The organism is Methanothermococcus thermolithotrophicus DSM 2095, from assembly GCF_000376965.1.
In the GTDB taxonomy this organism is placed as follows: Archaea; AGJL01; Methanococci; order Methanococcales; family Methanococcaceae; genus Methanothermococcus; species Methanothermococcus thermolithotrophicus.
Window position 1 is genome coordinate 22,727 of record NZ_AQXV01000043.1, and the last position, 15,194, is coordinate 37,920.

Consider the following 15,194-nt stretch of genomic DNA (forward strand, 5'->3'; position numbering starts at 1 on the left):
CTTCCTAGATATTGCTTAAATCCAATATAAGTGCTACTCGCCCGTCACCAAGTATTGTAGCCCCAGCAAGTCCATTAACATTCTTTAGGATACCCGTAAGTGGCTTAACTACTATTTCATCCCTGTCTATAACTTCATCAACGATAACTCCTACTTTCCCTTTGTTTCCTTCAACTACCACCACATATAGTTCCTCAAAGTCTGAGCTCGAATATTGGTTGAGGATATCTTTAAGCCAGAATACTGGTAATATGTGGTCTCGGTATATTATGGCCTCCTGTCCTTCTAAGTTCTTTATTTCGTCTTTTTGAATTGAAGCCACGTCTAAAACGCTTGTTAATGGTATTGCGTATATTTGGTCATGTAACTTGACCAACAATGCCAATATAATCGCCATTGTTAATGGCAGATGGAGTGTTATTTTTGTGCCCTTTCCCTTTTCAGACTGTATTGAGACACCGCCCCCTAAAGATTCAATCTTAGATTTAACAACATCCATCCCAACCCCTCTTCCAGAGACATCTGAGATCTTTTCAGCAGTACTAAATCCAGGTAAAAATATAAGATTTATAGCCTCATCGTCACTTAATTTTTCAGCTTCTTCTTCGGTTAAAATACCTTTTCTAACGGCACTTTTCCTTATTACATCAGGGTCAATACCCTTGCCATCGTCTTCAATTATTATGTTCACGTGATCTCTTTCTCTTGTAGCAGTTAATTTTAATGTACCTTTTCTAGGTTTTCCTAGTTTCTCTCTTACATCAGGGTATTCTATACCATGATCTAAAGAATTCCTGATTATGTGTGTGAGAGGTTCTGCAAGTTCATCCAGCATCGTTCTATCCAATTCAATTTCTGACCCTTCAATTATAAAATCAACTTCTTTTTTAAGAGCTCTTGCAGTATCTCTGACTGTTCTAGGGAATCTATTAAATACGAATGCAACTGGAATCATTCTCATGGCCATTACTTCTTCCTGAAGCTCGGTTGCAAGCATGTTAAGTCGATTAACTGCGTTGTGCAACTCTTTAAGATCGTATTTGTTTGCAATCTGGGTAAAATTAGCCCTGTTTATAACCAGCTCTCCCACTAGGTTCATAAGTTTATCCAGTTTTTCAATATTAACCCTAACCGTCTGTGTAGCTGGACTTGTTTTTTTGTTTTCTGCCTGCTGTGGTTTTTTTGTGTTAGAATTGTTGTCTGACTCTCTTTTATTAATGATCTTTGAATCTTTAGGAGGATTTATTATTATATCCTTTATTTCAGGTATTTTGAATATTGTTTCTTTTATATCGTCTATCTCTTTATCGGAGTTCAAATAAATGGTTACTTCATTAGTTTCAAGATTTCCTGCTTCAATAACTTCATTTGAAGGTTCTGTTTTAATCACTTTTCCTATATTTTTAAGTTCCTTTATTACCATATATGCCCTAACCGACTTCAAAGGACACTCTTCATCAATTATTATTTTTATTTTGTAAACCTCATCCTCGTTTAACCCGATAGATTCGGTTTTTTCAGGTTTTACTACTTCATTCTCTTTTGTTTCATTATTTTCAGGTTTCTTATCCTCTGATTCCGATTTTGTAGTTTCTTCAATTTCAAAATCAACCTCTATAGGGACCACTATAATATAATCCATCTCATATACTGTATCGAGTACTTTTTTTACATCATCCAGTTCTTTGCTGGATAGGAATATCGCATCTAATTCCTCATAGCTCTTTTCCTTAAGTTCTTCTTCACTAGGTATTGACTCTAAAAGTTTTCCAATTTCTTTTATTTTTGATAGAACCATTGCCAGCCTAACAGATTTTAATGCACAATCTTCCGAAGTTTTTGCCTTTACGTGATATAATTTATAATTTTGATCAACAACCATTTCTTTTATTTCCTCAGCACTTTCATCTAAATTAAATATTGAATGGTCCAATGTAATTTCGTATTCATCAACATCTTCTGAAGTTGGTTCTTGAGCCATTGCTAGGTCTATTTTATCGCTTAATTGGGATAAATCTATATCGATACTATTGCCATTTTCCTCAAAGGATTTAGCAATTCTCTCCATTGCCGTTAATGACTCTTTTAAAGTCTCTATTACTAAATTATTAGATGAAATACTTTGATCTAAAACAGATGATGATAATTTTTCAATTTTTTTCAACGTTTCGCTTAATTCTTTGTAACCTAATGCCTCTACAATAACATGTAGAGCTTCAGCTGATTTTTGTATTTGTTTTACAATCTCATCAAAGTTTTCAGGTTTTTCAACTTCTTCAGTAGCTTTTGGTTTACTAACTTTGATGGTGGTTTGTGGTTCTTTTAATGTTATTTTTACCTTTTTTTCAGTATTTGCAGGCGCTTCATCTTTTTCCATCCCATCCTCTTCTTGTGACTCTTCTGGATCGTTGGATTCATTAGACGGTTCCTTACGATCAAAATTTCCCGACAAATACTTCTCCTTTAAATTTTTTATCTCTTCAACAATATCGCTAACATCATCAATGGTTGTATCTTCACCATCCCCAATTTTACCAACCATAGTTTCAAGAGCATCAAGACACTTAAACAACATGTCCATAATTTCGGAAGTTACAGGTATTTTTCCAGATCTTATGTAATCTAAAATATCCTCCATATGGTGGGTAAGGGAAGATATATGATCAAATCCAAGGGTTCTTGCTGAGCCCTTTAAAGTATGTGCCGATCTAAAAATTAAATTGACAATTTCTAAATCATTTGGATTATTTTCTAACTCAACTAAGTTTTGATTCAAAGCTTGAAGATGTTCTTCAGCTTCTGCCATAAAAAGCTCCCTATATTGTTCCATATCATCCATTATTTCATCCCCCAATAAGTTTAATGAATTTTACAATATTTTCTGGTATCTTTGAAGGGGGTAATACTAATTCTATAGCGCCCATTTCAATTGCAGCTTTTGGCATGCCAAAAACAACACAAGTTTCTTCCTTCTGGGCTATTGTGTGACCTCCTCTATCCCTTATCTGCTTCATCCCATAAGCTCCATCTCTACCAATCCCGGTTAAAATAACACCAACAGTATTTTTGCCATATATTTTTGCTACGTGCTCTGCCGTAATATCTACCGTAGGTCTGGTTCCATGGACTTTTGGCATGTGATTGTCCAATTCAATATATACGTCATCACCCCTCTTCTTTAGAATCATTTGGTAATCCCCCGGAGCCACGTAAACATGTCCTGGTTTTACAAGTTCCCCATCTTGAGCTTCCTTAACATTTAGTTTAGAGCGGTCATTCATTCTTTCAGCAAACATTTTTGTGAACCCCTGAGGCATGTGTTGAACAACAAATATAGGTGGCATATCCTTGGGAAGCATGGCTATAATCTCTGAAACTACTGGGGGCCCACCTGTTGAGGAACCTATCATAACAGCCATTTTTTTCAATTTTTCAGGAGGTATATTTAATTCACCTACAAATTCAGATTCCACAGGCAAGGTTTTTTTATCCCCTAATTTTTCTACTTTTTCTGTGGTAGGCTCCCTTGCTATATGCTGTTTTTTCCTAACAACAGCTTTTGAAACCGATTTTACTTTATTTATTATTTCATTACCAATTTTTCTAATATCCAATGATATAGATCCTGATGGTTTTTCGATAAAGTCAACAGCACCATACTCCAATGCTTTAAATGTAGCTTCAGAACCTTTTCTTGTTAATGCAGATACCATCAAAATTGGAGTAGGTTTTATTTCCATTATTTTTTTTACGGCTTCAAGTCCATCCATCCTGGGCATTTCTACGTCCATTGTTACTACATTGGGACTCAATTTTTGAACTAGTTCGACAGCCTCTATTCCATCCTTTGCAGTACCTATCACTTCTATATCTTCATCTGAATTAAGTATGTCCGAAAGCACCTTTCTCATAAATGCCGAATCATCTGCGACCAATACACTTATCTTTCTCATAATATCCCTAACTTACTATGTCCGTTTATAACTCCTGAGGATTTACCAAATTCTTAATATTTAATATTATAATCAATCTATTGTTAATTTTTGCAATTCCTTCAATATACTCTCCGCTTATGTTCTTTCTCATTTCTCCCATGTCCTCTATCTGTTCTTTGGAAATTTGCATTACATCACTAACAGCGTCAACGAGGATACCCACAGGAACATTATCGATTTCTATTACCATAACCAACTTTTCATTTTCGTTATCCTCTTCGGTATCATATATATTCAACTTCTTTCTTAAATCAATAATAGGTGTTATTTCCCCCCTGATATTGGTAACTCCAATGATATAATCTGGAGTATTTGGTAAAGATGTAATATCTTGGACTTTTAAAACCTCTCTGACTTCATCCACCCTCAACCCATACTCATTTGAAGATAGTTTAAAAACAACTACTTTTGGTATTTCTTCCATAATTCCACCTCATATTATTGTGCAGTAAAATTGGGCCCAATACATTATTCCAATCATGCTAGTTTTCTCTTAATTTATCAAGGATATTATGAACTATAATGATACAGTGGTCGGCATGTAGTTCCAAAGGTGAAATAGAGACTTTTTCAGCTCCTATTTTTTCCAAGAATTCTTCGTCCTCTGAACCTATCCCCACATGATCCCCAAGTACAAAAACTATATCTTCATCTTTTCTTAGCTCAATATTTTCCATGGGTTTCCCGTTTATGTGTAAATAAAATATCCTTTTCCCTTCATTTTTCTTTTCTAAAATAATATCTCTAAACTCTTTTTTTGAATGGTATATTCCAGAAGTGCTTTCTTTCCAGAGTTCAGAACTTTCCTTTTCAAGGGCTTTTTTTATGAAAATTGCAATACTTCTTTCATCAGGACTAACTCTTTTCAATTCGTTACCTACAAATTTTAAAGCAACCGGAGGGTTGGGGTTACCATAATGAACAGAATAAAACACGGTATCCCTTCTCATATCATGAGAAAGAAAAAACGCACTATTTACGCATCTACAGACCAAGTCCAATCTGCCACAGCTTCCAGGAAGGTCTTTTAAATTTATATCCCCCGAAGTTATGGCTTTGTTAGCTTTTAGTATGAATTCTCTCAACATTTCACCATCATGAGCTCTTGAGGATTAAAATTAAGGGACTATTCAGAGAGTCCCAATACATCAAATGTGTTGTATATGCCTTCTTTTTTCTCTGAAATAAATCTAACTGCAAGAATAACTCCATTTACAAAAGCCTGCCTACTACTTGCTTTGTGGGTTAGTTCTAATCTTTCTCCATCTCCTGCAAATATAACGGTGTGGTCTCCTACGACATCTCCTCCCCTCAAAGCATGAATACATATTTCTTCTTTTGATCTTTCTCCAACAAGACCTTCCCTTCCAAAAATAAGCTTTGAGTCTCTGTTTAAGTTATTTTGGATTATTTCAGCAGCCCTTAGTGCAGTACCACTGGGAGCATCTTTTTTAAATTTATGGTGCATTTCAACTATTTCGATATCGTAATCTCCTAATTTTTTAGCTAAGAACTCCAAAGTCTTAAAGAATATATTTACTCCGATTGCATAATTTTGTGAAATTGTTGCAGCTATTTTATTCTCTTTAATGGCATTTTCAATTTCCTTTTTCTGTTCTTCTGTAAATCCTGTAGTTCCTATAACTAAATTAACTCCATTTCTTGCAGCTATTTTTGCAGTTTCAACACAAGGGGCAGGAGCTGTAAAATCAACTAAAACATCTGGTTTAGATTCTTTGATTACGTTTTCTAAATTATCGGAAGTTTCCAATGGAACGTTTATTTTACCAATTCCGATAAGTTCTCCAATGTCTTCTCCTTTTTTAGGATGATTTGGTATGTCTATTGCAGCAACAACTTCCATACCTTCGTTTTCACAGATTGTTTTTATTATATTACTTCCCATTCTTCCTAAAGCTCCTGTAACGGCAACTCTTATCATTAAATCACCTTTAAGCTTCTATATCGGTTTCGATCTTATTAACGTAATTGTCAAGTTTATTGTTGAGATTATCTACCATATCCACGGCTTTATCCATTTTTTCAGGATTAAGATTCCTTAAAATATCTTTTATTTCTTCAAGTCTCTCATATATTTCTCTTATGAGTTTTATAATATCTGAAACTTTAATATCGCCATTTTCAAGTAGTTTTATAGTTTTTTCAGATACAACATCCATTTTTGTCAGTAGCTTGTCAATTTCTACCAATACATCGTCTAACTTGGATGAGTAATCCTGGTTTCTTTCTATAAGGATATTTAATTTATCCAATAGTAGGTTCATAGTTTCTGATATATTATCGTTGTTATTGGTTTCCAAAAGTTGATCAACCTTATTTAAAATCTGGTTTAAGGTATCATTTGAAACATGTTCTTTTTCAGAATCCAGTTTTTCCAATATTTGATTTAATAGATTTTCAATGTCTGAATTGGAATTACTGGTGATCATATCGATTATTTTATCTAATTTTTCATTAATTTCATCTAATTTACTACATTCAACAATATCCTCTTCCTTTTGAGTATCTTCTTGGGTATTATTCAATAAATCGCAGTTTTCTTTAGAGCTTATTGCAATTTTTATTTTATCATATATCTTTTCCATGGCTTTTCTTAGATTTTCGGCCTTCTTATTTAAATCATCATCTTCTGAAACTTCCCCAACATCTTTCATAGGCATATTATCAATATCCTGATCTGAAGAGTTGGCTGTTTCTACCTTCTTTTCCATCTTACTTCTTATTAGTTGAAGCTTTTCTGAAAGATCCATGTTATCTGCCACCGTTTATATATTATAATTATATATTTTTAATCTAAAATATATTGTTTTTGTGTAGGTAGTTATGTTTATTGAATTATTTTTCATGATGGTGGTTATTACTTGCCGATTTTCTGGCCCGTTTTTCTCTGGTCATCGGTATTCTAACAATATTCCCACAGTTTAAACACGTGATTACTATATGCGGATATCTTTTACTTTTAATCCTAACCCGTGCGTTTTTACCAAAGATTAAAAAAGCATGACATCTTTTGCATATTCTTATTTTCCATTTTTTGGGAAATGGCATTCTCATTTTCATGGCAATCTTTCTACTAAGCTTTACATATTTTTCCGCCCTATCCCATCTATTTCTTTTAGCCTCTTCTTCTGCAAAATTCATAAGTGCATCTATTCTTTCAAGGGCTATCTTTTTTGATTTTTCCAAAAATTTTCTTTTTAACTTCATTTTCTCCCAACTTAACTGATAGTTATAAATATAATTCACTTCTTTAGTTATTATATATCGTACTATATCGTACTTTTTTATTTATTTAAATCTAAATTGTTATGTGGCATACTATGAATAGGTGGGATTATGGAAAACGATGAATTAAAAGTAATTTATGAAACTTATGAGAAAATAAAGAGTATGAAAATTAGGGGGGCAGGTAGGATAGGGAGGGCCGCTGCAAGAGCTCTAAAGGAATATGCCTACAAAATCATGGACTTAAAAGAAGAAGATTTTAAAGATAAAATGACCAAAGCAGGGGATATACTGATTTCTGCAAGACCAACTGCAGTTTCATTACCAAATGCTGTAAAATTCGTTTTAAATGGATTAAACGAAGAGGATATGAAATCTTCAGTAGTTAAAAAAGCCGATGAATTTATAGAATCTTCTTCAAATGCCATAAAAAAAATAGGTGAAATAGGTTCAAATAGAATAAAGGATGAATACACGATATTAACTCACTGTAACTCAGAAGCTGCAATTGAGGTAATAAAAGCAGCCCATAAAAAAGGGAAAAAAATTAAAGTATTCTGCACCGAGACCAGGCCAAGAAATCAAGGATACTTAACTGCAAAAGCTCTTGCAGATGAAGGTATTGATGTTACGTTGATAGTAGATAGTGCAGTTAGATACTTCATAAGAGAGGTTAATTTGGTAGTGGTGGGGGCAGATGCAATAACTGCTAATGGATGTCTTGTTAATAAGGTAGGTACATCACAAATAGCCTTGGCTGCCCATGAGGCTAGAGTTCCATTTCTAACTGCTGCAGAAACATATAAATTTCATCCAAATACTATTGTAGGTGAGTTAATAGAAATAGAGAATAGAGATCCAAACGAAATACATACCTTTGAAGATGAGTACAAAGATAAAATCAAACTTATAAACCCTGCTTTTGATGTCACGCCATCCCAATATATTGACGGAATAATCACAGAAGTAGGGTTAATTCCTCCACAAGGTTCTTGGTATATTATTGAAAAATACTTTGGCTGGCTCGATAAATATCCTGAGATTAAATGAGAACATTTTTATAAATATACCAACATTTAAGATTGAGATAAAAGAATGACTAAAATAACACAACAAAATATACTTTGGTGAAACTGTGAGCAAAGTTAAGGATATAAATCTTGCTCCTGAAGGGGACTTAAAAATGGATTGGGCAGAAAAACACATGCCCGTTTTAGGTTTGATAAGGGAAGAATTCAAAGCAGAAAAACCATTTAAAGGTTTAACAATAGGTATGGCATTACATTTAGAGGCTAAAACAGCAATTTTGGCTGAAACCTTAAAAGATGGTGGAGCTAAAATCGCGATTACAGGATGTAACCCACTCTCTACACAAGATGATGTTGCCGCAGCATGTGTAAAAAGAGGTATGAACGTCTACGCTTGGAGAGGAGAAACCGACGAAGAGTACTATGAAAATTTAAACAAAGTACTTGACTATAATCCAGATATAGTTATAGACGATGGTGCAGACCTTATATTCTTAATTCACACAGAAAGAACAGAGCTCCTAGACAACATAATGGGAGGATGTGAAGAAACTACAACAGGAATTATAAGATTAAAGGCAATGGCTGAAGAAGGGGCTTTAAAGTTCCCAGTAGTTAATGTTAACGATGCCTATACAAAACACCTATTCGACAACAGATACGGTACAGGTCAGAGTGCAATTGATGGAATAATAAGAACTACAAACCTACTTATAGCAGGTAAAAATGTCGTAGTTGCAGGTTACGGCTGGTGCGGTAGAGGAGTCGCAATGAGAGCATCTGGAATGGGTGCAAATGTTATAGTTACAGAAGTTGACGCTGTAAGGGCCTTAGAAGCTAAAATGGACGGTTTTAGAGTAATGAAAATGGAAGAAGCTGCTAAAATTGGAGACATATTCATAACAACCACAGGATGTAAGGATATCCTTAGAATGGAACACTTTTTACTTATGAAAGATGGGGCTGTTCTTGCAAATGCAGGCCACTTTGACAACGAAATAAATAAGAATGATTTAAGAGAGCTCTCAAAATCTGTAAGAACCGTTAGATTCAATATAGAAGAGTACGACTTTGGAGATAAGAAAGTATTCCTACTTGGAGAAGGAAGACTGGTAAACCTGGCTTGTGCAGATGGTCACCCATGTGAAGTTATGGACATGAGCTTTGCAAACCAGGCATTAAGTGCTAGATTCATTAAGGAAAACCATGAAAAACTTGAAAACAACGTTTACAGCATACCTTATGAACAGGATTTAAGAATAGCATCTTTGAAACTTAAATCAATGGATGTTGAAATAGATGAACTAACTCCTGAACAAAGAAAGTATTTAAGCGACTGGAGAGAAGGAACTTAAGAAAGAAAAATAAAGTAAAATAGTAAGATAAATAAAATACGACAGCGGTAAAATAATTATAATTAAAATTTAACCAATACTTTTTTATTTATTATATTTATTCATTTGAACAAAACTCGAAGAGTTTTGTAGCCCTCCACTTCGCTCCAATTAAATAAAATCACTTCGTGATTTTATAGCTCTTCCCGTTAAGGGTTTTGAAAATCTATGATTTCGCTTATGAAGTAAGCGAGTAACAAAAACCGAAGGTTTTTGTCTAATTCATAACGCTCACTTCATGAGCTCCGATTTAACTAATTTATTATAAATTTAAACAGTGATTAAAATGGAACGTCCTGTTATATGCACAATAAAAGAAGTAATCGAAGAAAGTCCAAGTGTAAAAACTTTTTTAGTTGATAAAGAATTTGATTTCAAACCTGGTCAGTTTGCCATGGTGTGGATTCCTGGTGTGGATGAGAAGCCTTTTGGTTTTTCCACTAAAACTGGTTTTAGCGTTGCCAAAGTAGGAGAATTCACAGAAAAAATGCATTCATTAAAAGAAGGAGATTCAATAGGTGTTAGAGGACCTTATGGAAGTTATTTCGAACCTTTTGGTGACAAGGTATTGGCAATAGCAGGGGGAATCGGTGGAGCTCCGATAATAAGTGCAGTGGAAGAATTTTCAAAAATGAATATCGATGTAACGGCAATAGTTGGAGCAAGGACTAAGGAAGAGCTCCTGTTTTTGGATAGATTTGAAAAATCTGGAAATGTTTTCCCATGTACCGATGATTGTAGTTTTGGTTTTCCAGGATTTACGACTGAAAAAATGAAAGAGCTCTTAAATGAAGAAAAATTCGATTTGATAATAACCTGCGGTCCTGAAATAATGATGAAGAAGGTTGTAGAAATCGCAAAAGACCATAAAATTCCTGTTCAAGTCTCAATGGAGAGATATATGAAATGTGGAATTGGAATATGTGGTCAGTGCTGTGTTGATGATCAAGGACTCTGTGTTTGTAAGGATGGTCCAGTATTCTGGGGAGAAAAACTAAAGTTCATAACTGAATTTGGATGCTATAAAAGGGATGCCAGTGGTAAGATTATCAGGTAATTATAAATAGAAATTTGATTCCAATAGCAATATTGTAGTAAATTTTAACTACTAAGGGGGAGGGGGTTAGTATACATATTTCTGAATTACACATTGAAAATTACAGGTCAATTAAAAGCCTTAAATTAAATTTTGAAAAAGGAAGAAATGTCATTGTTGGTAAAAACAATTCGGGGAAAAGCAATATTATAAAAGCGATAGATATTGTTCTTGGTGAAAAAACTCCACATTATGAGGCTTATGAAAATATAACTAAAAATGACTTTTTTGGAGGGGTTGATGAAAGCCAAACTATTATTATAAAATGTATTTTAGAACGGGGCGAAGATGAAGAATTAGACTTACCAGATGCAAAAGGTTGTTTCTACAAACGTAAATCTTATGATAATAATTATTATAAAATAAATATTGAAAATAATGAAGAATTTGAAAATTCTTATGATGTAGTGGGTTATGAATATGAAATTGAACAGCAGGGATATGGATACAAATCATGGATTGGGAATTGTAACTATAACAATATAACAAAATATGACTCAGAATTTGAAAATGTTGATAAATTCGCATTTATATTCATTGCCAAATATATAAAGAATGAAGAAGGAGAACATATAAAAAAAAATTTACTATTTTTATATCGGGAAAAAGATGATACTGCATGGACTGTTGGATTTGCAGGGAATAAATTAAGAAGTCATTTAATCCAAAGTGCAATAATTCCAGCATTTAGGGACCCAAAAGACCAATTAAGGGCATACAATTATACGTGGTTTGGAAAATTATTAAAACACCACTTTAATAGCGTTAATGACGAATATAAAACTAAACTATACAAGGCTTTCAATAATGTTGAGGAAATTTCAAATGAGATATATAAAGATGTTAATAAAAAAATTATTGATAGTGGTGTTAAAGTAGCATTCCCCAATACAGAACTCTCAATACAATATATTCCCAATTCAAAAGACCATAATATTTATAAAAATGCTATGATTTACATTGACGATGGATTTAGAAGCGAATTGAAAGAAAAAGGAGCAGGAATTCAAAGTGCTGTTGTAATCGGGTTATTCAATTATTATATTCAAAATATAGCCCATAACAGTAGTTCTTTATTGGCTATTGAAGAACCAGAATTATATTTGCATCCGCAAGGTAGAATGGTAATTTCATGTAAATTAGATGAGTTTGTTGAATGTGGGGAAAATAAAAACAACCACCAGGTTGTTATTGCAACACATTCAATCGAATTTATTTCAAATCTTGATATAAATACCAATTTAATTCTTGTCAAAAAAGACAATGGAGGAACCACTGTAAAAAATATGGAATTTAATACTCCGAAGGATAGACAGATATTAATTAAAAAACAGAATGCTGAAATGTTCTTTGCAGATGCTGTTATTCTTGTTGAAGGAGCAGATAAATACATATTAGAAGAAATGGCAAAAGAATTTGGAAAAACCATATTATAAAAGTTGATGATGAGATTAAAGAATTAGGGAAAAATTGGCTAAATGAGTATAATGTATCCATTATATCGTGCGGAGGAAAACATGAATTTATCAAATATGCAAATATTTTAAATAAAGTTGATATTCCATATTATATAATGGCTGATTTTGACTATTTAAAAGAAGGCGTTGGAAAATGTATTCGCGAGTTAAGGCATGATAAATTGGAAAATGAATTAAACCGATTAAAACAGGAAATTTCAAAAAATACTCCCAGATATAAAAAAATAGATGATATAACGGAGGGTTGTATAAATATTGAAACCCGTAAATACCTGCATAAATTAAAATGTGAAAACATATTCATACTTACTGGTGAATTAGAAGATTTTTATATTAAAACACCAAAATTTAAAAAAGAAGCAGGGGTTATTGAAACCATAGGGAAATCTATGGAAGAAAATAAACCAATAACTGAATATGTTGACCATGAAGAATTTTATGAATTATTTAAATTATTTATTAAAAAGTGCTTGAATATTGAACTTATGGAATATCGGGAGTTTAGAGCGTAATATTATGGAAGCCATAAATGACATATAATTAATAACCTTAATTATGATAAGTTATATTCAATAAAATAAACTGCAAATTATGACAAATAAACTTGGAAAAACAATTAATGGGTAAATATATCTTATTTGGTCAGTATGGAAAAGTTAAAAAATATAAAATAAAAATAGTTATGTAGATGTAAACGGTGAGAAAAACTAAAGTTCATAACTGAATTTGGATGCTATAAAAGAGATGCCAGTGGTGCCATTATAAGATAGAAAAAAATAAAAATATTTATGACCATATCTAATTTAAAAAATATATTTTTTATAAAAACAGTAGAATTAAGTGAGGAAATATGTGTTCTATAAGTGGAATAATAGTTAAAGACGAAGATGATCCAAGTAGTCATCGGAGTAACAAAGTCAAAGATTCTCAATTTTCTAATGGATTCAAAAGTGAGGATCTCTCAAGATATTTAATTGAAACAATGAAAATTTTAAAGCATAGAGGACCAGACTATTCTGGAATGTTATTTGATGATGAGGTATACTATTTTGAAGATTTTGAAGATTTAGACTTAAGTGCTGAAGGCCATCCTAGAATGGGATTCGGGCACAATAGGCTGGCCATAGTAGGTAGTGCAGTTCAGCCAATCCCTAACGAAGATGAAAGCATCTGGGTAATCTGTAACGGAGAAATTTATAACTATCTTGAATTAAGAGAGGATTTATCAAGGACCCATGAGTTTAAAACCGATACAGATACAGAGGTTATAGTCCATGCATATGAGGAAGAAATGCTGAACGAGCTCGATGGGGATTATGCCTATGCACTGTACGATAAAGAGGATAATGTAGTAATTTTAAGAAGGGATTTAATTGGTGTAAAACCGCTTTTTTACATTGACAGAAAAAATTACTTTGCATTTGCTTCTGAAAAGAAGGCCCTTTGGTATTTATTGATGGAAATTGACGGCATGTCTTTTGAAGAAGCTTTTGAATACCCAATATCCAGGTTGAATCCAAATAGCCAGCTCATCTACGAGTTAGATGATAATAGATGGTATATTGAGGAAGATCTTGAAAAAATTAAGACAAACTATCTGGAAAACAGAGATTACAACAACTGTAAAGAAGAATTGGAAAATGTAATCCATGATTCAATTTTAAAGAGAACGCGAGGATTGGATAAAGTAGGTATAATTTATTCAGGTGGAGTTGACAGCACTTTAGTGGCAAAGATGGCTTCAGAAAATTGTGAGGTCATACTGTACTCAGTGGGTGTTGAGGAATCTGAAGATTTAAAGTACGCTGAAAGAGCTGCAAAGGACATGGGCTTAAAATTTAGAAAAAAGATACTAACTGGTGAAGACTTCGAAAAATATCTGGTAAATGTGGCACATGCCATAGATGAAATAGATGTTATGAAGTTAGGTGTGGGTATTCCAATATACGTAGCATCTGAAATGGCTAAAGAAGATGGAATAAAAGTTGTTTTATCTGGACAGGGTGCAGATGAGTTATTTGCAGGTTACAATAGGTATAAAAGAATACTTCATGAAAAAGGCGAGGAAGAATTAAAAAAATCTATCTACGAAGATGTCATGAATATATACAAGGTAAATCTCGAGAGGGACGACCACTGTACAATGGCAAATGGTGTAGAGCTCAGAGTTCCATTTTTGGATAAAAACGTTATTGAGGTAGGACTTTCCATACCCACTGGGCATAAATTAAATGAGAGCTCTGAATTTAGAAAAAAGATATTGAGGGATATCGCATCAAAGTATATTCCAGATTACATAGCCTATCGACCAAAAAAAGCTGCCCAGTATGGAAGTGGCAGTGAAAAAATGATATATGCAGTTGCAAGAAAATATGGTTACTCAAAAAAGAAAATAAATGAATTCTTTGAAAGTGTTTTAATAGAAAGGATAAAAGTGAATAAATTATAATTTCTTTTTTTATTTTTTGCTGCAAGTAGTGATGGAATTTCTTTGAAATTTCATAGGATTTCCTCACTTCGTTCGGAAATGGATGTGTCCTCCAGACCCAACCTTTAGAAAAGGTTGGATCCAAATAAAATAATGTTTTTCAAACTTATTCTTTTTTTAACATCCTTTTAACTTATGTTTCCATCCTTGTTTTAATGGATGAGTCTTTCAGACACATTCAAAGAATGTTCTTAGAAGTTAATGGGTTTCCATCCTTGTTTTAATGGATGAGTCTTTCAGACGATGCATACGATGAATATTATCAAACACATAAGAAAAGTTTCCATCCTTGTTTTAATGGATGAGTCTTTCAGACACAAACAGATTTATTGGCCGACGATTGGTGTAGTTTCCATCCTTGTTTTAATGGATGAGTCTTTCAGACTATCCGACTAATAAATAACGGGCTCGAATTTCTTTTGTTTCCATCCTTGTTTTAATGGATGAGTCTTTCAGACATTTAAATAAC

At 33.1% G+C, this 15,194-nt stretch carries 13 protein-coding genes, 1 pseudogene and 1 CRISPR repeat array; of the genes and pseudogenes, 7 read left to right on the plus strand and 7 right to left on the minus strand.

The window, feature by feature from the left end:
* Positions 1-4 precede the first annotated feature (4 nt).
* The 7 genes from F555_RS0103780 to F555_RS0103810 form a co-directional block, all read right to left on the minus strand.
* Positions 5-2,839, minus strand: coding sequence for a chemotaxis protein CheW (locus F555_RS0103780; RefSeq protein ID WP_018153888.1), 2,835 nt, complete (start codon positions 2,837-2,839; stop codon positions 5-7).
* Positions 2,840-2,843: 4 nt separating this feature from the next.
* Positions 2,844-3,953: a protein-glutamate methylesterase/protein-glutamine glutaminase gene (locus F555_RS0103785; RefSeq protein WP_018153889.1), complete on the minus strand. Its 1,110-nt coding sequence runs from the start codon at positions 3,951-3,953 to the stop codon at positions 2,844-2,846.
* 25 nt (positions 3,954-3,978) lie between these two features.
* The gene (locus tag F555_RS0103790) at positions 3,979-4,419 is read right to left on the minus strand and encodes a chemotaxis protein CheW (protein ID WP_018153890.1); all 441 of its coding nucleotides are present in this window, start codon (positions 4,417-4,419) and stop codon (positions 3,979-3,981) included.
* Between the two features lie 58 nt (positions 4,420-4,477).
* Positions 4,478-5,080 carry a tRNA (pseudouridine(54)-N(1))-methyltransferase TrmY gene (gene trmY, locus F555_RS0103795; protein ID WP_018153891.1) on the minus strand — a complete coding sequence of 201 codons (603 nt, stop codon included), beginning with the start codon at positions 5,078-5,080 and terminating at the stop codon, positions 4,478-4,480.
* Positions 5,081-5,121: 41 nt separating this feature from the next.
* Entirely contained in the window at positions 5,122-5,937 is an 816-nt protein-coding gene (gene dapB, locus F555_RS0103800; protein WP_018153892.1) for a 4-hydroxy-tetrahydrodipicolinate reductase, read from the minus strand.
* Positions 5,938-5,947: 10 nt separating this feature from the next.
* Positions 5,948-6,766: a hypothetical protein gene (locus tag F555_RS09005; protein ID WP_018153893.1), complete on the minus strand. Its 819-nt coding sequence runs from the start codon at positions 6,764-6,766 to the stop codon at positions 5,948-5,950.
* 85 nt (positions 6,767-6,851) lie between these two features.
* On the minus strand, positions 6,852-7,223 hold the full coding sequence (locus F555_RS0103810; RefSeq protein ID WP_018153894.1) for a ribonuclease P protein component 4: 372 nt from the start codon (positions 7,221-7,223) through the stop codon (positions 6,852-6,854).
* A gap of 129 nt (positions 7,224-7,352) precedes the next feature.
* Between F555_RS0103810 and F555_RS0103815 the strand changes: the two genes are divergently transcribed.
* The 7 genes and pseudogenes from F555_RS0103815 (at position 7,353) to asnB (ending at position 14,686) form a co-directional block, all read left to right on the plus strand.
* A complete protein-coding gene (locus tag F555_RS0103815) occupies positions 7,353-8,291 on the plus strand; it encodes a ribose 1,5-bisphosphate isomerase (RefSeq protein WP_018153895.1) in 939 nt (312 codons plus the stop codon).
* A gap of 85 nt (positions 8,292-8,376) precedes the next feature.
* Positions 8,377-9,624 (plus strand): adenosylhomocysteinase, encoded by a 1,248-nt coding sequence (locus F555_RS0103820; protein WP_018153896.1) that lies wholly within the window; start codon positions 8,377-8,379, stop codon positions 9,622-9,624.
* Between the two features lie 325 nt (positions 9,625-9,949).
* Positions 9,950-10,720, plus strand: coding sequence for a dihydroorotate dehydrogenase electron transfer subunit (locus tag F555_RS0103825; RefSeq protein WP_018153897.1), 771 nt, complete (start codon positions 9,950-9,952; stop codon positions 10,718-10,720).
* 77 nt (positions 10,721-10,797) lie between these two features.
* On the plus strand, positions 10,798-12,195 hold the full coding sequence (locus tag F555_RS09195; RefSeq protein ID WP_263315245.1) for an ATP-dependent nuclease: 1,398 nt from the start codon (positions 10,798-10,800) through the stop codon (positions 12,193-12,195).
* A 14-nt stretch (positions 12,196-12,209) separates the two neighbouring features.
* A pseudogene (locus tag F555_RS09665) lies at positions 12,210-12,335 on the plus strand (TOPRIM nucleotidyl transferase/hydrolase domain-containing protein); the annotation flags it as partial.
* A gap of 63 nt (positions 12,336-12,398) precedes the next feature.
* Positions 12,399-12,749, plus strand: a complete 351-nt coding sequence (locus F555_RS09200) for a hypothetical protein (protein WP_157205730.1) — start codon at positions 12,399-12,401, stop codon at positions 12,747-12,749.
* A 338-nt stretch (positions 12,750-13,087) separates the two neighbouring features.
* Entirely contained in the window at positions 13,088-14,686 is a 1,599-nt protein-coding gene (asnB, locus tag F555_RS0103840) for an asparagine synthase (glutamine-hydrolyzing) (RefSeq protein ID WP_018153900.1), read from the plus strand.
* Positions 14,687-14,862: 176 nt separating this feature from the next.
* Positions 14,863-15,183: direct repeats of the CRISPR family, unit length 37 nt; unit sequence GTTTCCATCCTTGTTTTAATGGATGAGTCTTTCAGAC.
* The last annotated feature ends 11 nt before the right edge of the window (positions 15,184-15,194 follow it).